The sequence below is a fragment of the Pedobacter yonginensis genome (genome assembly GCF_003173595.1).
In the GTDB taxonomy this organism is placed as follows: domain Bacteria; phylum Bacteroidota; class Bacteroidia; order Sphingobacteriales; family Sphingobacteriaceae; genus Pedobacter; species Pedobacter yonginense.
Map to the genome: position 1 here is coordinate 602,388 of NZ_QGNZ01000001.1, position 23,557 is coordinate 625,944.

22 protein-coding genes and 1 tRNA gene are annotated in these 23,557 nt (G+C 39.2%); 12 read left to right on the forward strand and 11 right to left on the reverse strand.

The genetic code is table 11. The annotated features are described in order from the left end of the window. The 7 genes from DHW03_RS02730 to DHW03_RS02760 all read left to right on the forward strand — a co-directional run bounded on the left by DHW03_RS02730 (window position 1) and on the right by DHW03_RS02760 (window position 7,361). Complete coding sequence (locus DHW03_RS02730) at window positions 1–183, forward strand: hypothetical protein (RefSeq protein ID WP_109924202.1); 183 nt, start codon at window positions 1–3, stop codon at window positions 181–183. Next, a complete protein-coding gene (locus tag DHW03_RS02735; protein ID WP_240618448.1) occupies window positions 170–1,138 on the forward strand; it encodes a cbb3-type cytochrome c oxidase N-terminal domain-containing protein in 969 nt (322 codons plus the stop codon). The genes DHW03_RS02730 and DHW03_RS02735 overlap by 14 nt, the downstream gene beginning before the upstream one ends. Further along, on the forward strand, window positions 1,125–2,498 hold the full coding sequence (ccoG, locus tag DHW03_RS02740) for a cytochrome c oxidase accessory protein CcoG (RefSeq protein WP_109924203.1): 1,374 nt from the start codon (window positions 1,125–1,127) through the stop codon (window positions 2,496–2,498). The genes DHW03_RS02735 and ccoG overlap by 14 nt, the downstream gene beginning before the upstream one ends. A 307-nt stretch (window positions 2,499–2,805) precedes the next feature. Next, window positions 2,806–3,234 (forward strand): FixH family protein, encoded by a 429-nt coding sequence (locus DHW03_RS02745; RefSeq protein ID WP_109924204.1) that lies wholly within the window; start codon window positions 2,806–2,808, stop codon window positions 3,232–3,234. After that, the gene (locus DHW03_RS02750) at window positions 3,234–3,932 is read left to right on the forward strand and encodes a sulfite exporter TauE/SafE family protein (protein ID WP_109924205.1); all 699 of its coding nucleotides are present in this window, start codon (window positions 3,234–3,236) and stop codon (window positions 3,930–3,932) included. Before DHW03_RS02745 ends, DHW03_RS02750 begins: the two co-directional genes overlap by 1 nt. Before the next feature lie 150 nt (window positions 3,933–4,082). Beyond that, window positions 4,083–5,744, forward strand: coding sequence for an alpha-glucan family phosphorylase (gene glgP / locus DHW03_RS02755; protein WP_109924206.1), 1,662 nt, complete (start codon window positions 4,083–4,085; stop codon window positions 5,742–5,744). Between the two features lie 252 nt (window positions 5,745–5,996). Next, window positions 5,997–7,361: a sensor histidine kinase gene (locus DHW03_RS02760; protein ID WP_109924207.1), complete on the forward strand. Its 1,365-nt coding sequence runs from the start codon at window positions 5,997–5,999 to the stop codon at window positions 7,359–7,361. A 184-nt stretch (window positions 7,362–7,545) separates the two neighbouring features. On the opposite strand, the gene DHW03_RS02765 is transcribed toward DHW03_RS02760, so the two are convergent. After that, on the reverse strand, window positions 7,546–8,238 hold the full coding sequence (locus DHW03_RS02765) for a class I SAM-dependent methyltransferase (RefSeq protein ID WP_240618449.1): 693 nt from the start codon (window positions 8,236–8,238) through the stop codon (window positions 7,546–7,548). 321 nt (window positions 8,239–8,559) lie between these two features. Between DHW03_RS02765 and DHW03_RS02770 the strand changes: the two genes are divergently transcribed. The 3 genes from DHW03_RS02770 to DHW03_RS02780 all read left to right on the forward strand — a co-directional run bounded on the left by DHW03_RS02770 (window position 8,560) and on the right by DHW03_RS02780 (window position 11,376). Next, window positions 8,560–9,108: a hypothetical protein gene (locus DHW03_RS02770; RefSeq protein ID WP_133248491.1), complete on the forward strand. Its 549-nt coding sequence runs from the start codon at window positions 8,560–8,562 to the stop codon at window positions 9,106–9,108. A 279-nt stretch (window positions 9,109–9,387) separates the two neighbouring features. Further along, on the forward strand, window positions 9,388–10,185 hold the full coding sequence (locus DHW03_RS02775; protein WP_109924210.1) for a GIY-YIG nuclease family protein: 798 nt from the start codon (window positions 9,388–9,390) through the stop codon (window positions 10,183–10,185). 51 nt (window positions 10,186–10,236) lie between these two features. Next, window positions 10,237–11,376, forward strand: coding sequence for a restriction endonuclease (locus DHW03_RS02780; RefSeq protein WP_109924211.1), 1,140 nt, complete (start codon window positions 10,237–10,239; stop codon window positions 11,374–11,376). A 516-nt stretch (window positions 11,377–11,892) separates the two neighbouring features. Here DHW03_RS02780 and DHW03_RS02790 read toward each other — a convergent pair. The 5 genes from DHW03_RS02790 to DHW03_RS02810 all read right to left on the reverse strand — a co-directional run bounded on the left by DHW03_RS02790 (window position 11,893) and on the right by DHW03_RS02810 (window position 14,276). After that, on the reverse strand, window positions 11,893–12,261 hold the full coding sequence (locus DHW03_RS02790) for a DUF2442 domain-containing protein (protein ID WP_109924213.1): 369 nt from the start codon (window positions 12,259–12,261) through the stop codon (window positions 11,893–11,895). A gap of 23 nt (window positions 12,262–12,284) precedes the next feature. Then, entirely contained in the window at window positions 12,285–12,476 is a 192-nt protein-coding gene (locus DHW03_RS02795; RefSeq protein WP_109924214.1) for a DUF4160 domain-containing protein, read from the reverse strand. 154 nt (window positions 12,477–12,630) lie between these two features. Then, window positions 12,631–12,703, reverse strand: a tRNA-Lys gene (locus tag DHW03_RS02800). A gap of 202 nt (window positions 12,704–12,905) precedes the next feature. Further along, the gene (locus DHW03_RS02805; protein WP_109924215.1) at window positions 12,906–13,601 is read right to left on the reverse strand and encodes an NUDIX hydrolase; all 696 of its coding nucleotides are present in this window, start codon (window positions 13,599–13,601) and stop codon (window positions 12,906–12,908) included. Between the two features lie 3 nt (window positions 13,602–13,604). After that, on the reverse strand, window positions 13,605–14,276 hold the full coding sequence (locus DHW03_RS02810; protein WP_109924216.1) for an HAD family hydrolase: 672 nt from the start codon (window positions 14,274–14,276) through the stop codon (window positions 13,605–13,607). Between the two features lie 131 nt (window positions 14,277–14,407). Here DHW03_RS02810 and DHW03_RS02815 point away from each other — a divergent pair, with 131 nt between their 5' ends. Then, entirely contained in the window at window positions 14,408–15,583 is a 1,176-nt protein-coding gene (locus DHW03_RS02815) for an aldose epimerase family protein (protein ID WP_109924217.1), read from the forward strand. A gap of 829 nt (window positions 15,584–16,412) precedes the next feature. On the opposite strand, the gene DHW03_RS02820 is transcribed toward DHW03_RS02815, so the two are convergent. From DHW03_RS02820 to DHW03_RS02840, 5 genes are all read right to left on the reverse strand, one after another. Next, window positions 16,413–17,582, reverse strand: coding sequence for an alpha-hydroxy acid oxidase (locus DHW03_RS02820; RefSeq protein WP_109924218.1), 1,170 nt, complete (start codon window positions 17,580–17,582; stop codon window positions 16,413–16,415). A gap of 93 nt (window positions 17,583–17,675) precedes the next feature. After that, entirely contained in the window at window positions 17,676–18,500 is an 825-nt protein-coding gene (locus DHW03_RS02825; protein WP_240618450.1) for an amidohydrolase family protein, read from the reverse strand. Then, window positions 18,501–18,836, reverse strand: a complete 336-nt coding sequence (locus DHW03_RS02830; protein WP_109924219.1) for an L-rhamnose mutarotase — start codon at window positions 18,834–18,836, stop codon at window positions 18,501–18,503. It abuts the gene before it with no gap. Next, on the reverse strand, window positions 18,836–19,690 hold the full coding sequence (locus DHW03_RS02835) for a fumarylacetoacetate hydrolase family protein (RefSeq protein WP_109924220.1): 855 nt from the start codon (window positions 19,688–19,690) through the stop codon (window positions 18,836–18,838). The genes DHW03_RS02830 and DHW03_RS02835 overlap by 1 nt, the downstream gene beginning before the upstream one ends. A gap of 32 nt (window positions 19,691–19,722) precedes the next feature. Further along, on the reverse strand, window positions 19,723–20,487 hold the full coding sequence (locus DHW03_RS02840; protein WP_109924221.1) for an SDR family NAD(P)-dependent oxidoreductase: 765 nt from the start codon (window positions 20,485–20,487) through the stop codon (window positions 19,723–19,725). A gap of 331 nt (window positions 20,488–20,818) precedes the next feature. Here DHW03_RS02840 and DHW03_RS02845 point away from each other — a divergent pair, with 331 nt between their 5' ends. After that, a complete protein-coding gene (locus tag DHW03_RS02845; protein ID WP_109924222.1) occupies window positions 20,819–23,557 on the forward strand; it encodes an alpha-d-galacturonidase in 2,739 nt (912 codons plus the stop codon).

Here is a 23,557-nt window from a genome sequence, read left to right on the forward strand (position 1 = left end):
ATGTTCAATCAAATCAAAGATTTAGCTGGAGGTGAAATTTACCTGATCACTTCGCTACTTATGTTCATGGTGTTTTTTGTAATCGTGGGCATTTACTTAATCAAATTAAACCAAAAGCACATCGAAGTGATGAGCGCCTTGCCCATTGAAGAAAACCAAACTGAAGTATATGAAGAAGATTAATCTAACTGTTTTATTTCTATTGCTCAGCATCCTAAGCTTTGCTGCGGATGAAAAAACGGTAGCTGTTGTACCCACTGGCGAACCAAGTTTAGGTTTAAGCAGTTCGGAAATGCTATTAGCAATTCTCTTACTTTTTGTGTTGGTTATGCTTTTTGTTTCGATAACGCTACTCAATGCTTTTAAGGTGATGTATCAAGAACAAGTGAACCCAACACCTTATGTAGCGCCCGTAAAGGAACCCGTTTTAGATTACGACATCTGGTTGAGCCAACAACCTAAAAAACCATCCATTTGGACAAAGCTCTTAAGCTTAAGACCCATTGAGGAAGAAGGAGATTTGGTTATCGATCATGCTTATGATGGCATCAAAGAACTAAATAATCCTGTTCCAACTTGGTTTAACGTACTGTTTTTTGGTACCATGATTTTTGCGGTGAGCTATCTGTTTTACTATCATATTGGTGGCTACGGCGATTTGCAAGACCAAGAATACGAACAGGAAATTGCTAAGGCACAGGTTGATAAAGCCGCCTATTTAGAAAAATCGGCCAACACCATTGATGAAAGTTCAGTTAAGGTGGATAAAACCTTGGCCGTTTTGCAAGAAGGTAGAACCATTTTTAATACCAACTGCGTGGTTTGCCATGGCGATAAAGGGCAGGGCATTATCGGACCCAATTTAACAGATGAATATTGGTTGCATGGCGGTGGGATTAGCAATGTATTTAAAACGATAAAATATGGTGTGCCAGAGAAGGGGATGATCAGCTGGGAGAAAAATTTAAATCCGAAGCAGATGAGCGCGGTGGCCAATTTTGTACTGTCTTTGAGTGGCACAAAGCCAGCAGGCGCAAAAGCGCCACAAGGTGAAAAATATGAAGCCAAAAATCCAAAAGATAACGAAATGAAAACTGCGAAAGATACGGTGAGGAAAGAAGACGATGCTAAAAAATAAAGCCGATTCTAAGAAACGAGGCAGAACCTTTCTCTACCCCAAAAAGCCATTTGGCAAATTGTACGCCAAGCGGAAATGGGTAAGTTACATTCTGTTGGTATTTTTGTTTGCCTGTCCGTTTTTAAAGCTGAATGGCGAGCAATGGGTACTCCTCAATTTTATAGAACGCAAGTTTGTATTTTTTGGGTTGATTTTTACGCCGCAGGATTTCTATCTTTTTGCCCTAGCCATGCTCATTTTCATCATGTTCATCGTCTGTTTTACGGTGGTATTGGGAAGATTATGGTGTGGATGGGCATGTCCGCAAACTATTTTTATGGAAATGGTTTTTAGAAGAATTGAATATTGGATTGAGGGCGACGCCAATAAACAACGAAAATTAGATGAATCGCCATGGAACGGTGAGAAAATTTTAAAGAAGGGGGCAAAGCACTTTCTATTTTTGCTCATTTCTTTTGCCATAGCCAATACTTTTTTGGCATACATGATTGGGTCTGACGTGCTCATTCGAATCATCACCGAACCGGTTTCTGGTCATGTGTCTGGCTTTATCTCCATTTGGCTTTTCACCTTTATTTTTTATGGCGTATTTGCCTATGTGCGCGAAGTAGTTTGTACGGTAATTTGTCCTTATGGACGTTTACAAGGGGTTTTGTTGGATAACCAGAGTTTGGTTGTGGCTTACGATTTTACCAGAGGAGAGCCTCGCGGTCGGTTGCAAAAGGAGGTAAGTGCTAACTCGCCGCATGGCGATTGTATAGATTGTGAATTGTGCGTGCAGGTGTGTCCAACAGGCATCGACATTAGGCAGGGAACACAATTGGAATGCGTAAACTGCACCGCCTGTATCGATTCTTGCAACGAAGTGATGCTCAAAATCGGAAAGCCTAAAAACCTCATCGGTTTCTTCAATCAAGATTACATTAATGAAAGGAAGCCCTATAAAATCAGCTTAAAATCGTACGGCTATGCTGCGGTGTTGTTTGTGGTGTTGATGGTTTTCTCCTCTCTAATTTATAAAAGGGAAGATGTACAAACTACCGTGTTGCGTGCCAGTGGAACTTTATACCAAAATCGTGGAGCAGATAAAATCAGCAATTTGTATAATGCCGAACTCACCAATAAAACCAATAAGCCCTTAAAATTCACTTTCAGATCGAAAAACAACGCAGATGAAATTGATTTCATTCAAAAATCTGATCTATTGCCGAAGGAGGGATCAACACATCTAACTTTTTTTTTAGTCAGAAAAAATAAATCCATTAAAGAGTATAAAAGCGAAGCCGTGTTCGAAATCGTTGTAAACGGGGAAGTTTTGAGCACCGCTACAACGAGTTTTTTCGCACCGGAAGGGAATTAGCTAATTATAGAATGACTGAATTAGAAAATGACTGAATGATAGAATGATTTAATTAGAAAATGAGAGAATTAGCTAATTAGCGAATGAGACAGGCCATTTGCAAAAAAATCCAACCATTCACTCATTCAAACTTCAATCATTCAAAATTCAATCACTCAAAACTCTATCATTCACTCATTCAAAATTCAATCATTCAAAACTCAATCATTCAAAACTCTATCATTCACTCATTCAAAATTCACTCATTCAATCATTCAAAATTCACTCATTCAAACTTCAATCATTCAAAATTCAAAAAGCTACATCTATGAACTGGGGTACAAAAATATTGTTGGGCATGCTTACATTCATGTTGTTTATTGTGTGCATGGTGGTGTATATGTTTCATCTCCATGGGCGGGATGCTTTAATTGAAGAAAATTATTACGAAAAAGGGATCAATTACAATGCAGAATACGATGCCAAACAGAATGTTTTAAACGATCATGCTCAGCCAATCGTTACGGTTACCAAAAACCAAATCATCATTCAACTTAAAGAAGAAGCAAGTTATAATTTGGTTCTGATGCGTCCGTCAAACAGCATGGATGATGTTAAAATAAAGGGGAATACAACTGGCAGTGCAAATCTTATTTTGGTAAACAAAACAAAATTGGCCAAGGGAATGTGGTTCCTAAATTTGCAATGGCGCGCTGGCAAAAAAGATTATCTATTTAAAAATAACATCACCCTGTAATGGATTATCTAGCATTGGCTTTTTTTATGGGTTTATTCGGAAGCTTGCATTGCGCTATTATGTGCGGTCCGATTATGCTGGGCATGCCTTTTAAAAAGCAGAATGTGTTAGAAAGTGGACTTCAGCTTCTGCTTTATCAGTTTGGCAGGGTGTTGATTTATACGCTTTTAGGGGTGATGGTTGGCGCTTTAGGTACAAGCATTAAAGTTTTCAGCAACCAAAAAACACTCAGCTTGGTAATTGGGCTGGTATTAATTGTGTTTACGGCACTTCAATTTAGTAGAGCGTACAGGTCTCGCTTTCAGAAAATTCAGCTAAAAACCTTAAATCCGATTAGCAAATGGATGGGTAAAGTATTTAATTTGCCTGTGTGGGGTTTGTTTGCAGGTATGCTTAACGGATTAATTCCCTGTGGCATGGTTTACCTCGCTTTGGCTACTGCGTTAAATACGGGCAGCATAAAATCTGGTGCGGTTTTTATGTTCCTTTTTGGCCTGGGTACCACACCATTAATGATGATGATTTCGCTGGGCGGCATATTCTTGAAAAAATACATTCGTTTTAATACCCAAAAACTGGTGCCCTGGTTTATGTTTTTTATGGGACTGCTGTTGGTTTTAAGAGCTGCAGATTTGGGCATCCCGTTTTTATCGCCAATAACCACCAATACTTACGGACACACACTAGAGTGTAAGTAAATGTCTTCGAGATTTAAAACAATATCTTTCAAAACTTGTCTGTCCCTCCAAAATTTCGATAATAGATTTTGTTTTTCAGGGGTAAAACATTGTGTAGCTTCAGCTGTTACATAAACGTCCAAAAAATTGTTTAATCCTTATTATCGCCACATGACTACTATCGACCTTCTTGGGTACACACCCGATTCTAAATACAATACATCAGTTGCTTATTTTTCTATGGAATTTGCAATCGATCAATCCTTAAAAATTTACAGTGGGGGCTTGGGCTTCCTGTCTGGATCACATTTGCGCAGTGCTTATGAGTTAAAACAGAACCTCATTGGCATCGGCATGCTTTGGAAATATGGCTACTACGATCAGGTTCGCGATCGCGATAATAATATGGTTTCTACATTTATTGAAAAGGACTATTCCTTTTTAGAAGATACCGGAATTGTTTTTTCAGTTCCTGTTCACAGCACTACGGTTAAAGTGAAAGCTTATCTGTTAAAACCCGAAACCTTTTGTTCTGCACCTTTATTTTTACTGAGTACAGATTTGCCAGAGAATGATGAAGTGAGCAAAAGCATTACGCATCGCTTATACGATCCTAACGAAGCCACCCGAATTGCACAATCAATTATTCTAGGCATTGGCGGCGGATTACTTTTAGAGCAACTGAACATTACACCCGACATTTACCACATGAACGAGGGGCATGCCGTTCCGCTTAATTTCTACCTGTATTCTAAATTTCAAAATCTAGAAGAAATTAAAAAACGGATGGTTTTTACCACGCATACGCCTGAGGTAGCGGGTAATGAAGAACACGACTATGCACTTTTGAAAGAGATGTCGTTTTTTTATCACCTTCAAGATCATGAGGTTAAACACATTCTTGGCCTTGAGGGCGATAAATTTAATTATACCCTGGCCGCACTTAAATTTTCTGGCAGAGCCAATGGCGTTTCTAAGTTACATGGCGAGGTGGCGAGAGAAATGTGGGGCGCTTACGATGGCATTTGCGAAATCACCTCCATTACCAATGCGCAAAACCAACACTATTGGCAAGACGCAACATTAGCCGAGTCCATCAAAACGGGCGATCAGCAGGGTATAACCGCCCGAAAAAAGGAGATGAAATCCTTACTGTTCAAAGAAGTGGCCAACCAAACCGGTAAATTATTTGATGAAAATGTGTTAACCTTGGTTTGGGCAAGGCGATTTGCAGCCTACAAAAGAGCCGACCTTTTGATGCACGATTGGGATCGATTTTTAGCTTTATTGAAACAAACCGAACATCCCATACAAATTATCTGGGCTGGAAAACCCTATCCTGAAGATACAGGAGCAAACAAAATTTTCAATGATATTATAAGTAAAACGAAGTCTTTCGCCAATTGCGCCGTACTCGTAGGTTACGAACTTGGATTATCAGATTTACTCAAAAAAGGAACAGATGTTTGGTTAAACAATCCAAAAATGTATCGGGAAGCTTCGGGCACGAGTGGTATGACTGCCGTGATGAATGCTGCAATTAATCTCTCTATACCAGATGGTTGGATTCCTGAATTTGCCTTGGACGGTGAAAACTGTTTTATTATCGAGCCAGCATCGAAAGATCTTTCTGAAGCCGATCGCGATGTAAAAGAAACTGCCAACTTAATGGATGTACTGGAACAAAAGGTTTTACCAACTTATTACCAGCAGCCAGAACAGTGGAATGCCATGATTTTAAAAGCCATTGATGGTGTAATACCTGAATTCGAATCCGCACGCATGGCCAAAGAATATTATGAAATGATGTACGATAAAACGGATTTAAGTTAAATGCTGTGTCGTTGGTCTGTCGCAAAGCAACTATTTAATGCAAATAATTAAAGATGAAGGGATTAATGCTAAACCTTAATGAATCCATTACATTCAGTTTAAATTGTTTTATTCCGATTAACGGTTAATTCACTAATTTTGGCCCTTAATACCCTTTGCTTGGCATTCAGAACACCGATAAGGTAGGGAAAGTAATAGGCTACTTCTCCCATGTAAATATGGAATTGGGCTTATTTATTCCTTCAAAACAATATGGCGAAAATCACTAATTTGAATTTTCTTTTTCCTCCAGATACAAATGGGAAAACAAACATTTGGTTTACACTAATTGGTAATCCAAATCAATTTTCTTTAGAAAGGCGGGTATTTCATTCTGTTAGCATTGGCCTAATTGCGCTAGCTTTAATTTATGCACCTTACAATTTGTTTGCGGGTTTATACGTCGGTTCTGTTTCTGCTTTAGGCATTAGTTTATTCATCTTTCAACAATATTACTACTCTAGGTTTAAGGATAAACCACACAACAATACCCTTTTCGGATTAATGGGATTGTTGGCTTTCGGAATTAATTATTTCGCAATTGCTGGCATTAATGGCTCAACCGACATCATTTGGCCTGCCTATTTGTTGGTTTTATTGGTTATTTCGCCTTATGAACAACATTTGAAATGGTTGGCAATCTATTTATTGTGGTTTTTTGCCATACATACGCTTGGCTACTATTATCCTGAATTGATTAAATACCCTTTTGCTACCGTGCAGGGGCAATTTATCGATCGAATGACCGCTTTTCCATTGCCTGTTTTTGTGATCTATATCATTGTTAGGTTTATTAGGCGCAGTTACGATTTAGAGCGCATGGACGCTCAGCGCAAAGCAGTTGCGATAGAAAGCAGCAAGGAGGAAATTTTGCGTCAGAAAGAGGAGCTAGAACAACGCAGTTTGGAAAAAGACAATTTGATGTCGATCATATCTCACGACGTGAGGGCACCTTTAGTAAATATTCAAAGTTACCTTAGCCTCTTAAATAAAAACGTGCTAAATGTCGAAGATCAGCGTTCGATTCAGCAATCTTTGGAGAGTGCTACCAACCATACCATAACCATGCTTTCTAATTTGTTAAACTGGTCAAAATCTCAAATGGGTGGATCTGTAGTACAGTTGGAGGCAATAAATGTACTGCAAGTGCTAGAAAGTACTATAGAGATGGGAACGGTGTTTGCCACAAAAAAGGGCATTACATTTTCTAACACCATCCCTTCCCATTTAAGGGTAGTGGCCGATGTAGATATGCTACAAATTGTGGTACGAAACCTCATTAACAATGCCGTGAAGTTTACACCGAACGGTGGTACGATTAGTATAGCTGCCGAGGTGGTATACAATGCCTGTGAAATTACCATAACCGATAATGGGAGGGGGATTGCACCAAGCGATCAGGCTAATATTTTTTCAATAAAGGCGGGCGCGACCTACGGGACGAATAACGAAAAAGGCGTTGGATTGGGTTTAGTTTTATGTAAAGAATTTATAGAGCGTATGGGCGGTAAAATCGGATTTGAAAGTATTGTAAATGAGGGTTCTAAATTTTTCATTTCACTACCCCTAGCGGAGTAAATTGGGGTGTAACTCCACTTAGATTCGATCATCAAAAGCACCGGTATTTTGGCTTTCGGTAGAAATAGCGCTCAGAATACCGACAAGGCTTGGCAGAAGAGTTGATAATTGCTTGCCTGCTGAAGCAGAGACAATCCATAATCACAAATTCACTCAATCAATAGCCAATTAAAGCCCCATGGTTTTAATCGCCTATTTTCTCAAACAGCAGGAAATGTTGCAGCGGTAAGAAGCTTCCATTCTTCACCAACTTAAAGCCAGCAGCTTGCATTTCTTTTTTCACCTGCTTTACGCTCATTTTATGTTCTGGTTTTATGGCCACCGTTGGGTCTTCCTCCTTGTATTCGAGTAACAGCAGTTGACCATTGGGTTTGAGCGCACGTTTTAATGACTTTAGATATTCTGCGGGGTATTCCAATTCATGGTAAACATCCACCATAAAAGCCAAATCGATCGACTGATCGGGCAAATTCGGTGCTTTTTCGCTGCCTTTAATCACTTGCACATTGGCAAGTCGATCATCTGTTGCTTTCTTCTTCAAGTACGCAATCGCATCATCCTGAATTTCTACCGCGAATATTTTGCCCTTTGGAATGCGCTGAGCCACCCGAAAGGTGTAAAACCCCGAACCTGCGCCAATATCGGCCACCACACTATTGCTTTTTAGTGGCAGAGCAGCCAAGGCCATATTGGTATTTTCTTCCTGCGTACGGCTATTGCGTTCTAGCCAATCCACACCCTCAAAACTCATCACATGCGCAATCTCTCTCCCCATGTAAACCTTTCCTATGCCATTGGCAGAAGGCTTTTTGTACACATAAGGCGATTGATTTTGAGCAAAAACCGTTTGAAAAGCGATTATTAGGTAAAAGAACATAAGAAGCCGAGGGGTTTTCATAATAATTTGATTTATAGGAGGAACGAGTGGGAGCGGGAAAAAGTTTGAGATTCTTTATTTTTGCTTTGGTTGAATGATGGACAGATGTAGCCTTGGTTTTCTCACTAAAAGTGAATAACATTATAATAAGAAGTTGTCAGTCCTTTAAAATTTAAACGAAAGAGGTAGCTGTTGGTTACATAAGTTTTTAAAACTTTGAACTGTGTAACTTCTACAGATAGCCAAATTAGGCTTTAACGTGCTGAAACTAAGATTTACGCACAGACCTATTTACCAAGAAGCATGAATTGGAGTGATTTTATGAGAACAGAAATTAATATTTTATCAGACAGAGAAATTAAGATTTGGGATTATGCCGAATCTCAAACAGGAACGATGGAATTGGTAACCGAAAAACTTTCCAGAGAAGGGATATTCGAGCAATATCGGAATATTCATAAATCGTATCTTAACCTCTTTTTTAGGAGTGATGAAGAACCAATAAAGCTTGAAACCTTAAAGCGGCTGATATTTTTAAATTGGTATGCTCAGGTGGAGCCCAGTTGTTATACAGGAATTGAGGATCTCGATAATGCAACCGTATTTGATTCGTATTCCATTTTAAATCAATATTTAATCGATGGAAAAATCGATGAAGAATTTATGTGGATGTTGTCTTTTTATTCCAGTTGGGACTACACGATACTTCCATTTTCAGAAAATAAACTTGAAGCCTTAACTGCATTTGTAAAAGGGGTAGATACTTCCGTTTTAAGTTGCCCTAAAAATTTGTTGCCAAAAGGCGTAATGGGTAATAGGGGACAGATGGGGATTTATTGGATCAGTATGTCAGTTGAAAAGTTGAATTAATTAAGGCACATGCTTGATGCCTCTTGATAGTGTGGAAAAGCAGCGTATCTCGGAATTTATTAAAGAAATGCAATTTTACCTTTTAAAACTAAATTTTATAAGGTACTTTCTTAAAAAACCAGTAAGCGAAGACTTTAGCTATTAAGGTTAATATACCATTTGACGCTAAACGGGCAGATCAGCTTTACCTTTGCAATCAAAAACAAAATCTGTTATGGAAGGGACAAAGGCGCTATTTCAAGAATAATAATATCTTATCTTTATCCCTAAACTAACGCTATGCAAACTCTACAAATTGAAGACGATAATTTTTATAAATGCTGTTTCACTTTAGGCCCTGAAGACATTTACAAACTCGACCTGGAAGACAACGGCCCGATAACCAATGTCATCGCAGGAATTGATAAACACTGCTATGGAACCAAATTATACGATGATGAGCAGGGAGTCACGATGGAAATTTTTTATATCAATGGAGAAAGGGAACTTCGAGGGGATATTTTACAACTCGATATTTATGACAAACAATACTACGAACTGTTATTCCGTTTTTGCGATATGTTGGCAAAAGACTATCCTGGAGTCGACGCGATAGGAGCATTCAATACTTTCCAAAAGAAACTACGTGGTTTTTTAGAAAAGTTAAAATTCTGTACAGTTTCTAGCTTAGAGCTTAAGGTTTTCAAAGGACGTCACACAGTAATGATGAGTTCGGCAAAACGGGGGGTCATTAAGCTGGATTTCATCGATCCAAAGGAATTCTATAGGGATTTTTTCGATAACACATCAGATAACCCTATTGAAAGAGGTAAAGAATACGTGTATTTGATGGTCAATACCGATACTGGCCTAATCAAAATCGGCAAATGCATCGACCCAATTTATAGAGAAAGAACCCTCCATTCTAAAGAACCGACTGTCCATCTGATTGCCCTATGGTGCTGTGGTCAGCAGATAGAAAAAGAATTACACAAAAAATTTTACCAAAAACGTGTAAGAGGAGAATGGTTCAGGCTAACTATTCCAGATTTGGTTACGCTTGAAAAAATAATGATCACCAAAGTTTCACCTAATTGAACACCTTTCCTTCTGATACACCCTTGCTAATACCGATTGAATGCCATAACAATGATTAATGAAACACTTAAAGAATACAGGATACTCTGCTTTGGGGGAGGTGGCGCCGAGATTGCAAAGGAGTTAATCCGTCAAAAGTTTGATAGCGAAAAGATATTCTATTTTGATTCTGAGATTGATGATTTAAATACGATTTCTTTAAAAAATAAATTTCAGATAGGAACTTTTACAACCTTTGGAAAAGGTACAAAAGGCAAAACTGATGCTTCCATAAAGGTTTTTAAGGAGGATAATGAGCTTTTCCTGCGTCTGACCAAATCCGACAGCATATACTTTTTAGTGGGAAGTTTGGGAGGAGGGCTTTTCTCAGGTCTCTTACCCGAACTAGCTGTATCTTTAAATACCCGAAACAAAAAGTACATCGTAATTGGAAATCTTCCATTTGAAAATGAGCAAAAGTTCCAAGCAACAAATACTACTTATGCGATAACTAACTTGAATGCCTATACATCCAATGTACTTTTGATTAAAAATTCCGATGTACAAGGGAACAATCCCAGCTTAACGAAGGCGGAGATATTTGACAAAATGGACAAACTTCTCTGTTCCTTGATTAATGAACTCGTTTTAAATTTTGATGTATCAGAAGTTGTGAACAAAAATGAGTTAATTTATATTTCTTCCCTGGAAGACTTAATTTTTACAAGCAAATCATATATACTTGAACATCTATTAGGTATAAATAATTCGGAGAATAAAGTAATTACGGCAGACACCAATTTGGAAATTTTAGAATTGCTAAAATTTCAATACGAGTACGTTTACAGGATCAGTCCAAGAAGATTTGAAGAATTGGTTGAATATATTTATAAACTGAGTGGCTATAAAACAGAATTAACTAAAACATCTAGAGATGATGGAGCTGATGTTCTAGTCTGGACACCGCCACCTGTTTTGGGAGACAGTTTTCTAACTGTCATACAGGCTAAGCGATATGCTAAGAAAAACCATGTCGGATCAGCTGAAGTAAGGGAACTAATGGGCTCAAGTCAACTATTTAAGGCAGACAAAGTACAGCTTGTTACCACCAGCGATTTTACCAAACCAGCAATCTCGACAGCAAAGGCACAAAAAATTGACCTGATAAAGTTTTACGAGCTGAACGAAACCATAAAGAATTTAATAGCTTAGAACTCTAATCTATCTCTACCCATCGCTCATCCATAAGCTGGCGCACGCGTGTCGCGTGTGCGAAAAAATAGAATTATTACAAGCCAAGTTATGTAAAAATTGGCCTGCTTTTTTTATCTTGGAGTTGAATGGGTTTGAGTGTTCTTAATTCATTCAATGGAAAGCTCAGAAAAGGGCAAGGACAGGCATCTTAATAAGCGAAGAGCTTACCTACCATATAATTCGAAACATCAATATCCTACACTTCTACAACGCAGGCAAAATTCAGATCATTTGGGCAATCAATGGGCAGAATTTAATCGAAAATTTATGCTCAAAATGATATACCCCAATTTTTTTGGATACTCCAAATCATGTGATTTTTGGCAATTCTCTAAAAGCAAAAACCCCGCTAATCGTGCGATTGCAGGGTTTTATACATTTTAATAGTCTTTACTGTGATCCCAGCTAGTCGAACTACCAAATACTTTTATCAAAGATTGTTAGCAAATAATAGCTTAAAGGCAAAATAATCTATTATACAAATGCAAGTTCTTGATTGTCTTTCGACTGTAGTCGATTGAGTGCCTCATTCATGGCTACCTCCTTAATTAACCCTTTTAACGAAATATCTTCATCTATTAATCGCCAGCGGATACCAATACCATTACCCCTTAATTCAGCTGTTTCCAATTCTTTCTTACTCGCATTTTTTATTCTAGGGAAGTGCTTTAAGGCAACTTTAATTACTGCACTATTTGTCAAAAGCAAAACTATTAAATTTAATTCCTTGCTAATGATAAATTGCTGAATGCGAATTCCCTTTTCAAAAATCAACTTATCAAACGGATCTGAAGACCTTTTATTTACAATACTGTCTGTATTTTTATTTTTTGAAGTGCTCATTCCAGCGTTTAATTATTTCATCACTATGTTCTTTTCAATCTTATAATTTCTTTACGCTCTTGCGGTTTGAAGCCGTATGCATATTGTTCTAAAATTGGACTCATCCAAATCTTAGCCTCTGCATCACCTTTTTCTACATGTACATGTATTGGCTCATTGTTTTCATTACTGTAGAAAAAGAATCTGTATCCGAAGATTTCAAAGACTGTGGGCACATAACAAAAATAAGCTTATTTTTGTTATGAACCAAGCCATTATACTCGGATAGCTTTACTTATCCCTAGTGGATTCGAACACAAAAACAGCGTGTGGATTAAGCGGTAGGACATAAAACAAAAAATCCCCCAACTTTCGTTGGAGGATTGTCTGTGATCCCGCTGGGATTCGAACCCAGGACCACTACATTAAAAGTGTAATGCTCTACCAGCTGAGCTACGGAATCATTTCCTCTTGTTTAAGGAGGTGCAAATATAGAAATTAAAATCATTCGTGCCAACATTTTTTGCTAAATGTTTTTAATGTTTTTTACTGCATCATTAATCTAACTCTGTAAGTGCTTGATTTTAAAAATTATATCCAATTTGGAAAGTTGCATTTTTCTAAAAATAATTAAGCAAAATACCAAGAAAAGCATCGAGTTTAGCTTATTTGGCCTTCGGAATAAAGTTTAAAAACGATTGAAATTGTGCCTTGTGCTTGTTTTTGTCCAACTTAAAATAAAAGGCACCACGTCTGGAGCTCGATTTATCCTTTTCAGGTTGTTTAATCAGCATCCCGCTGGCGGTTATTTTGCGGATAAAGTTTCTATTGTCTATTGGTGTGTCGTAAACCTGCTCATATAAAGCCTGTAGTTGCGGTATAGTGAACTTTTTGGGCAGCAGTTCGAATAAAATGGGGTGGAGCGCAGCTTGATAACGAATTTTATCCATTGCCGCTTTAACCATTAGGTTGTGGTCAAAGATCAACTGAGGAACCTCTTTCAGTTTAAACCATTCTGCATGGTATTGATCGTTAATTTGCTTGCTGTATTTGTTGATGTCGATTAGAGCGAAATACACCACCGAAACGGTGCGTTCAATAGGGTCTCGATCTGGACTTCCATAAGCGTGGAGTTGCTCCAGATAAACATCGTGTAAGCCAGTAAGTTCCAGCAAGATTCTTTGCGCAGCACCATCTAAATCTTCATCGGCCCGAATAAAACCACCCATTAAACTCCACTGATCTTTAACAGGTTCTATGGCTCGTTTGATTACTAAGAGTTTTAACTGATCGCCATCGTAGCCAAAAATAATGCAATCTACGGCAACAAGAACTGGGTTTTGATTGATATACTTTCCCATAATTTAAAATAAAGCGTTTAAAATAGAATCATTGTAATCGCTGATGAAGCCCACAATATTCGGATAATCTGCAAATTCATCCTCCTTGTGGGTGGTGGTGAGTACCACGCAAGGCATCCCTGCACGGTTTGCCGCCTCTACACCCTTGGGCGCATCTTCAAAAACAATACAATCTTCAGGCAGTACCTTTAAAAGTTGAGCGGCCTTGGTAAACGTTTCCGCATCGGGCTTGCTCATCACCACATCATCTGCACTCACAATGGCGCTCAAATAACGGCGAATGTTGAGTCCATCTACCACAAAATCAATGTTAAAAGGAATAGCGGCAGAACCAATGGCCATCAAAATTTTGGCTTCCTTTGCACGAGCTAAAAAGAGTTCTAAGCCATCAATCAGCGCCAAATGAGGAATATAGCCTGCCTGATACCTTTTTTCTTTATCCAAAGATAGCCGATCCATTTCTTCCAAACTGAACGCATTTTTCCCGAAAACACGTTCTAAAACTTCATGGTTTTTGCCATACATTTCTTGCTTTACCTGTTCGTACGATAGGTTGGCGCCCAATTCATCATTCATGATAGAATACCAAGCTTTTGTGTGGTACTCCATGTCGTTAATCATGGTGCCATTTAAATCGAAAAGGAAAGCCTTTGGCTTTGTGGTTAACTTTTGCATACTGAGGCTCTAAATTAGATGATTTTTTTGATGTTGAATAATCTGCTCAATGATAGGCCAATATTATTTATAAACGTTACAATAACGTTAATTTATTTTGACTACTTTAGCTTAACCAAAAATAAATCTTTATGAAAAAAATGTTTCTAAAAGCATGGCCTGTGGCGAGTATTTGCTTGGCTATTGCCTTTTCTGGATGCCAATCGAAAAACAATCAGGACGAATACCATGCTTTAAAAGGTGATTCTTCCGCATACGAAAGTACCATTGATGGCAAAGCGGTAAAACTTTATACCCTTAAAAATAAACAAGGCAGCTCCGTTTCCATTAGCAATTACGGCGGACGGATTGTGTCTCTATTGGTGCCAAATCGCGATAACAAACTAACGGATGTGGTTTTGGGCTACGACAGCTTAGCTGCCTACCGTAAAAAAGGAGAGCCATTTTTTGGTGCCTTGATTGGTCGTTATGGCAATAGAATTGGAAAAGGAAAATTCACGCTAGATGGAAAAACCTATAATTTGCAGCTCAACGATGGGGTGAATACCCTACACGGCGGTAGCGATGGTTTTTTTGGAAAGGTTTGGGAGGCCAAACAGATTGATGGACACAAGTTAGAACTCAACTATGTTTCGATGGATGGTGAAGCGGGATATCCTGGTAAGCTCGTGGTAAAGGTGGTGTATAGCCTACGCGATGACAATGCCCTGCAAATGGATTATACGGCAACTACGGATAAAACCACCGTCGTGAATTTAACCAATCATGCCTACTTTAATTTGAGTGGCGAAGGAAACAAAACCATCCTAGATCACCAATTAATGATTGATGCAAATGCTTATACGCTAGTCGATTCTACATTAATTCCCACAGGTAAAATACAATCGGTTGCGGGTACTGCATTCGATTTTAACCAAGTAAAAGCCATTGGTAAATCTATCAACGAAAAGGATGAACAGTTGAAGTTTGGGAAGGGTTATGATCATAACTTTGTGCTCAATCAACATGATGCGATAACGCCCGTAGCGACTGTTACAAGTCCGATTACAGGAATTACTTTGGAGGTTTACACCACAGAGCCCGGTCTGCAATTTTATAGCGGTAACTTCTTAACCGGGGTAGATCATGATGGAAAGGGTGGCAAGGCGTATCCGCATCGCTCTGCCTTTTGCTTAGAAACCCAACATTTTCCGGATGCACCCAACCACCCCAACTTTGCATCAACCGTTTTAAAGCCAGGAGAAAGCTATAAAACCACTACAACGTATAAATTTGTTACTGCGCCAAGGCTAAAGAAAATTGATTAAAAATTGGTTAGGAGAATTTTGCTGGATTACAAATTACAGCGCTATTACAGGGTAAAAAACTGTGATTTCGGCCGTAGGGAAGAAATTCTTGGACTTTGCTAATTTCAAAGATCTCTCAACCGCCACCGTACGTGTCTGCACGGAACGTTATTTGGACTGTTTTATTGATTCGTGCATACACGAACCAAGGCAAGGAATGGTAGTGGAGAAATACTTGAGCTTTGGTATTTCAACCGCCATGGTACGTGTCTGCACGTACCATTATTTAGCCTGTTTTTATTGATTCGTGAAGACACGAACCAAGGCAAGGAATGGTAGTGGAGAATTCCTTGGGCTTTTGTGGTTACAACCGCCACCGTACGTGTCTGCACGTACCGTTATTTGGCCTGTTTTTATTGATTCGTGAAGACACGAACCAAGGCAAGGAATGGTAGTGGAGAATTCCTTGGGCTTTTGTGGTTACAACCGCCACCGTACGTGTCTGCACGGAACGTTATTTGGACTGTTTTTATTGATTCGTGGAGATATGAACCAAGGCAAGGAACGGTAGTGGAGAAATCCTTGAACTTTGGTATTTCAACCGCCATGGTACGTGTCTGCACGTACCGTTATTTGGCCTGTTTTTATTGATTCGTGGAGACATGAACCAAGGCAAGGAACGGTAGTGGAGAAATCCTTGAACAGAGGTATTTCAACCGCCACGGTACGTGTATGCATGTACTGTGATTTAGACTGTTTTATTGATTCGTGGAGACATGAAGCAAGTCAAAAGTAAGATTGATCAAACAGAAATTCCCCGCTCAATCACCTGCATGGATCAATCTCCAATTTATGGAATTAATAATCGCTCCGCAAACTGGGCTGGTTTCTCGATGGTTACTTGTTGCATGGCTTGGTACAGGTGCGCCTTAAACATGTTGATGGTATGATCTCCACCTTCATCGCCTAGCGCGCCAACGCCATACATAAATGGTCTGCCCATAAAGTTAAATTCAGAGCCAACGGCATGTGCACGAGCTAAATCCACTCCAGAACGAATGCCACCATCCAACATAATCTTTAATTTAGAACGATATTGCGGATTCCCTGCCAGCTTAATTAATGACTTAATGGACGATTCGCCGGCATCTATTTGCCTACCGCCATGGTTAGACACAATTACCCCATCTACACCAATCTGAATGGCAGCCTGCATATCTTCATCAGTTGTAATCCCTTTTAACACCAACGGACCTTTCCAAATTTCTCTAATTGCAGAAACTTTTTCAATATCCACCTTACCTGTAAATGTTCGGTTCATAAATTGCCCCAACTGACTCATATCCAAGCCTTTTTCCATATAAGGTTTTAGGGTAGCAAAAGAGGGGATGCCGTGTTGCAAGGTTTTAATTCCCCACAACGGGCGCGCAACAGCTTGCAAAATATTTTTAATCGACATTTTAGGAGGGATGGATAAGCCGCTTTTAATTTCCCTGTACCGCAAACCGAAAGAGGGTACATCAACCAAAACTACCAACACCGGACATTCAACTGATTTCAAACGATTTAAGATATCGTCTCTCAATCGGTTTTCGGTAGGGTGATACAGTTGAAACCAAGCTTTCCCATCAGACACCTCCGCAATTCGCTCAATGCTGCTGGTTGATACCGTACTCAATATATAGGGAATATCATGCTTGGCGGCTGCTTTTGCCAAAATTTCTGGTGCATTGGGCCACATTAAACCCTGCAAACCAATCGGCGAAATGCCAAAGGGCGCACTGTATTGGCGTCCAAATAATTCTACCGACATATCAATCTCTCCGCCCACCCGCAAATAGTTGGGTTTCAGGTAAATATCATCAAAATCGTTCTCGTTTCGAGCCAAATTTAAGCCTTCATTACATCCACCATCTAAATAATCAAAGGCAAATTTAGGGATTCTGCTTTTGGCTTTGCTTCTTAAATCGGCCACAGATGGGTATTGGGGATGGTAAGGAAAGGTGATTTTTTTGCTCATAATGAAAATGATGTATGGAAATTTGGTTAAAAGCCGAAAATTAAAGTTTTATATTTTCTTTCCCATCCTGCTCTATAGGCTAGTTGTAGTGTTTTATAATTGATAGAAGCGCTTTGCATTGCCACTAAATACTGAAGTTCTTTCTTCGGTTGTAAATTGAGCGGCATATTTATTCACCAAGTAGAACCAATCCGCGTAAGGCCTGCTGATTAACATGACTGGCCAATCGCTTCCATAAAGCACTCGTTCAGTACCAAAGTTTTCGAAAATCACATCGAAAATCTTAAACATTTCGTTTTCTGTCCACTTTGCCCAATCGGCCTCTGCCAACAGCCCTGATAGCTTGCAATGCACATTTGGATTTTGTGCTAAAGTTTTAATGTTCGCTGCCCATTCCTGTATCTCGCCACTTTTTATGTTCGGTTTGCCACAATGATCTAACACAAAGGCTTGGTTAGGCACTTGATCGACCATTTTAATTAGGCTGGGCAATTGGCTATGATATACCAATAAATCGTAGGTATAATTGAATTGTTTCAGCTTCTGTAGCCCTGCAATAAATTCTGGATTCAAAATAAATTCATCGTTTTCAGCCTGTAAAACATGTCGCCAGCCCTTAATTAATTTAAAAGCGCTCCAATAGTGCAGGCGTTCTTCCAAATCAAGGATTCGCAAATCAATCCAGCCAACTATTCCTTTTATCAACTCACTTTGTTCGGCTAAGGATAGCAAAAAATGGTTTTCTGCTTCGCTTTGATTGGCTTGCACCGCAATACAACCTTCAATTTTAAGATCGCTAAACGGTTGGATCAAATCTTTTGGCGCAAAATCCTTACGGATGGCCTGCATCTCTTCCGTAATCCAACTGTCTCTCACGGCATCATAATTCCAAAAATGTACGTGGGTATCAATCATCATTTAGGTGTTGAGTTTGAAAATCTGATCCATAATTTGCCATTTTTCGCCCGGTTTACTGTTTGGCAAAGCTTGCTGAAATTTCCACATCAATGCTTCCCATTCCTGCACTTTAGCATTCGCCAAATCTGTGGCTGCTTTCTTTTCAAAAGAGAAGTTTTCATTTACATCCATAATCATAAATAGCCGATTACCAAGTAAATAAATCTCCAAATCTTCTATACCAGATGCTTTAATACTTTGTTTAATTTCCGGCCAAACCGATTGATGATATTGCTTGTATTGTTCAATCAGTTGTGCATCATCAATCAAATCAAGTGTTAGGCAATATCTTTTCATTAGGCTTCGGTATAGGCTTTAACGTGTTGTTTGCTGCTGCCCAATCCATCAATACCCAGTTCTACCACATCGCCATCTTTTAAGTACCAAGGCTCTGGTTTTTGACCCAATCCAACACCCGCTGGTGTGCCTGTGGTAATCACGTCGCCAGGTAAAAGCGTCATAAATTGACTGATATACGAAACCATGAACGGTACATTGAATATTAAATTTGAGGTGTTTCCATTTTGCAGGGTTTTGCCATTTACAGTCAGCCACAGGCGAAGATTGTGCACATCGCTAATTTCGTCTTGAGTGGCAATAAATGGCCCAATAGGCGCAAATGTATCGCAACTTTTGCCTTTAACCCATTGTCCGTTTCTTTCCAGCTGAAACGCTCGCTCGCTGTAATCGTTGTGCAAAACGTATCCTGCAATGTGTTCTAAAGCATTTTCTTCAGTCACGTAACTCGCTTTTTTACCAATTACAATCGCCAATTCAACTTCCCAATCGGTTTTTTTGCTGTTTTTTGGGATAATCAAATCATCATTCGGACCTACAATAGCCGATGTTGCCTTAAAAAATAAGATCGGTTCAGTAGGGATGGCTGCATTGGTTTCTGCTGCATGATCTTTGTAATTTAAACCCACGCAAATTATTTTTGATGGACGAGCAAGTGCAGGTCCTAAGCGCACACCGCGATCTACCTTCGGCAAATTGGTGGTTTTAATGTCTTCCGAAAGTTTGTGCAGGGCGTCGCCACCAAAAAAAGCTTCATCGTAATCGCTTACCAAAGCCGAAACATCGTAATATTCATCTCCGATGATTACGCCAGGTTTTTCAAATCCTGCTTCGCCAAATCGTATTAACTTCATTTTTTATCTATTTTATCTCAATTAATTTAGGGTTAGTTGTTTAACGTGGTAAAACCACCGTCAATAGGGTAGTCGCAACCGGTGATGAATGAAGCTTCATCACTGCATAAATATAAGGCCAGTGCGCCAATTTCTTCTGGTTGTGCCATTCTGCCAATGGGTTGTGTTTTAGACAGTTTCTCGAACATTTCTGGAATGTTATCTGGATAGTTTTTTTGCAAAAAGCCATCAACAAAAGGCGTGTGCACCCTTGCCGGAGAAATGGAATTGCAACGAATGTTTTCGCCAATATAATCTTTAGCCACGCTCATGGTCATGGCCTTTACCGCACCTTTGGCCGTGCTATAGGCAAAGCGATCGGGCAGACCGATTAATGCCGCAATGGATGCCATGTTTACGATAACACCACCTCCCGATAAACGGAGTTTGGGTATGGCGGCATATAAACAATTGTAAACGCCCTTCACGTTTACCCGCATAACTCGATCAAAATCAGCCTCTTGGGTGGTATCGGCTTTACCAATATGGGCAATACCTGCATTATTTATTAAGATGTTTATTTTTCCAATTTCATCAAAAACCCGAATTACATCTTCGTGATTGGCAACATCGCAAGCATAGCTAAAGGCTTGGTTTCCATTGGCCTGAATTTCTGCCAGTGCCGTAGCGGCCTGTTCTTTTCCGATTTCGATGATGTGAACTTCGGCGCCCTGCTTGGCCAATACGGTTGCAATGGCTTTGCCGATGCCACTACCACCGCCTGTAACCACAGCCTTTTTGTTTTTTAGTGAAAACATATTGTATAATGTAGGTTTAAATTAGGGATATTTATTTAAAAGTATGGAAATTATCGAAGCCAGGGATCCAAATTTATCCATGTTAGTTAAACTTATGTTTTGCAAATTAAGCATATATTGATGGACAAAAACTTTCATTTTTTATCTAATCATTGGCTAATCTTGTCATAACTGATTTTACAATCATTATATACAATGCCTTGCAGAAATTTTACACAAACAATCTGCGATAATACTTATATTTGAATGTTATTTTTATATTTAAATAATATTTTAACCAAATGTACCGCCAAATCCCTTTTAAAAAGGGTTTTACTCAGAGCCAAAATTGATGAGAAATTTTCTGCTTTTTATTTTCAGCATACTTTTAATTCCAAGCCTTGCCATTGCTTCGGGCAGGTCGGCCGCCAAAGCACAAAATATTTATATTTCTTCAGCGCCTAGTTCGAGGGTTAAATTTGGTTCAGAAAAATTACGTACGGCTTTGTTGACTATTGGTGTAAACGCCAAGCTTATACAAATGAATCGTTTGCCGAAGGGCAATAAAATTGTTGTTGGTGTTTATTCTGATGAGGTTTTCAAAACGATTTTATCCGATTCTTTAAAAAATAAGGCGCAAAATGCCGGTAAAGAGGGTTTTGTAATTGCGTACGGTAGTCATAATGATTTATTTGTGATTGGTGCAGATGCATCTGGCGCACTTTATGCCTGTATCGAACTTGCAGATCAGATTACCGCTCAAGGGAAAATCCCAACAAAAATTTCGCTAACAGACCATCCTCAAATGGTGATGCGTGGCACGTGTATTGGCCTACAAAAAACCGATTATTTACCGGGACACGACGTTTACGAATATCCCTATACGCCAGAAACCTTCCCTTGGTTGTATGATAAGCAATTGTGGATTAAGTATTTAGATATGATGGTTGAGAACCGGTACAATTCCCTTTATCTATGGAATGGACATCCTTTTTCTTCGCTCGTTAAGCTAAAAGATTATCCTTATGCGGTTGAAGTTGATGATGCAACCTTTAAAAAGAACGAAGAAATATTCCGTTTCTTAACTACAGAGGCTGATAAACGGGGCATTTGGGTGATTCAGATGTTCTACAACATCCTTATTCCAAAGCCTTTTGCCGATAAATTCGGAATGAAAACACAAGATCGCAATCGCCCTATAGTGCCTGTTATTGCAGATTATACCAGAAAATCTATCGCTGCTTTTGTAGAAAAATATCCAAATGTGGGTTTAATGGTAGCATTAGGCGAAGCGATGGAAGGCGTTGGACAGGATGATATCGATTGGTTTACCAAAACGATTATTCCAGGGGTGAAGGATGGATTAAAGGCTGCCGGAATTCAGGGTGAAGCCCCAATTGTTTTGAGGGCGCACGATACCGATGCCCCTGCTGTGATGAAAGCAGCATTACCCTTTTACAAAAATCTTTACACCGAAAATAAATTTAACGGCGAAGCCTTAACCACATACACACCGCGTGGCGCTTGGGCAGAACTGAATAGAAAACTGGCTTCTATTGGTACTATGAACATATCTAACGTGCATATTTTAGCCAATTTGGAACCTTTTCGGTATGGTTCGGCAGATTTTATTCAAAAATCTGTACAGGCCATGGATAAAATTTACGGGGCCAGAGGGCTACATTTATACCCACAAGCCAGCTATTGGGATTGGCCTTACACTGCTGATAAGGCTCAAACCCGCGAACTGCAAATTGATCGGGACTGGATTTGGTATAAGGAATGGGCACGCTACGCCTGGAATGCCAACAGAAATCGACCAAGCGAAATTGATTATTGGGGAGAAGCATTAGCCAAAAAATACGGAACAGATTTAACAGGTGGCAAAGCCATTTTAAATGCCTACGAAGAATCGGGAGAGATTTCTCCTAAATTGTTAAGGCGCTACGGCATTACCGATGGCAATCGCCAAACGCTTACCTTAGGAATGTTAATGACTCAATTCATTAACCCATTTCGATATGGTGTTTTTACCTTAATGTACGAATCGGAAGCGCCTGAAGGCGAGATGATTATAGATTATGCTGAACGTGAATGGAAGAAACAGGGGCACGTGGGTGAAACCCCTGTGCAGATTGCTAAAGAGGTGGTAGCGCATGGAAAAAATGCCTTAGCTGCTATTAATCAGGTTTCTGCTACCCGTGATACAGCTGAATTCAGAAAACTTAAAAACGATATGTATTGCTACAATGCAATGGCTAATTTTTATGCAGAGAAAGTTAAATCTGCCTTATGGGTTTTGCGTTACAAATACTCAAATGATGTTGCCGATTTGGAAAAAGCATTGCCGCTTTTAGAAAGCAGTGTAAAACACTATTCTGAATTGGTAAAACTAACCGAAAACGAATATTTGTACGCAAACAGTATGCAAACCAAGCAACGCAAAATCCCGATGAGGGGGGTAGATCAAACCTTTATCCATTGGAAAGAAATGTTGCCAGTTTTTACAAAAGAATTGAATCATTTTAAGCAGAGCATCGATTCGCTGAAGCACGCTAACGCTGCAACGACGGCTAAAATTATTCCATATAAAAATGCTGAGGTGAAGATTTTATCTCCAAACATCGAAAGTTATCGTTTAGATAAAGGTATTCAGGTATTTGCAGATACAATGGCTGTGGTTAAAGAACTTGCCGAACAACTTATCGGCCTTAAAGGATTAAAATTAACTCGTGAAAATCAAATCAAACAAGGTACCGAAATTCGATTTTCAACCAAAACACCGGTTAAACTTTTGGTGGGCTATTTCAACCAAAAAGATGCTAAAACACTTTTACCCCCACAATTGGAAATTGATGCCAGTGCGAATAATTATGGTCAATCAGAAATTAAAATTTCCAACGCCATAGTTGTAAATGGCTTTGCGCCTGTAAATGTTCATGCTTACTCTTTTGCGGCGGGCACACACACCTTAACATTGGGTAAAGGCGCTTGCTTGGTATTGGGTTTTATAGATGATCAGCAGGAACTCCGCATTTTTAATGCAGGTTTAGATGGTAGAGGGAAAGATATAGATTGGTTATTCGAATGA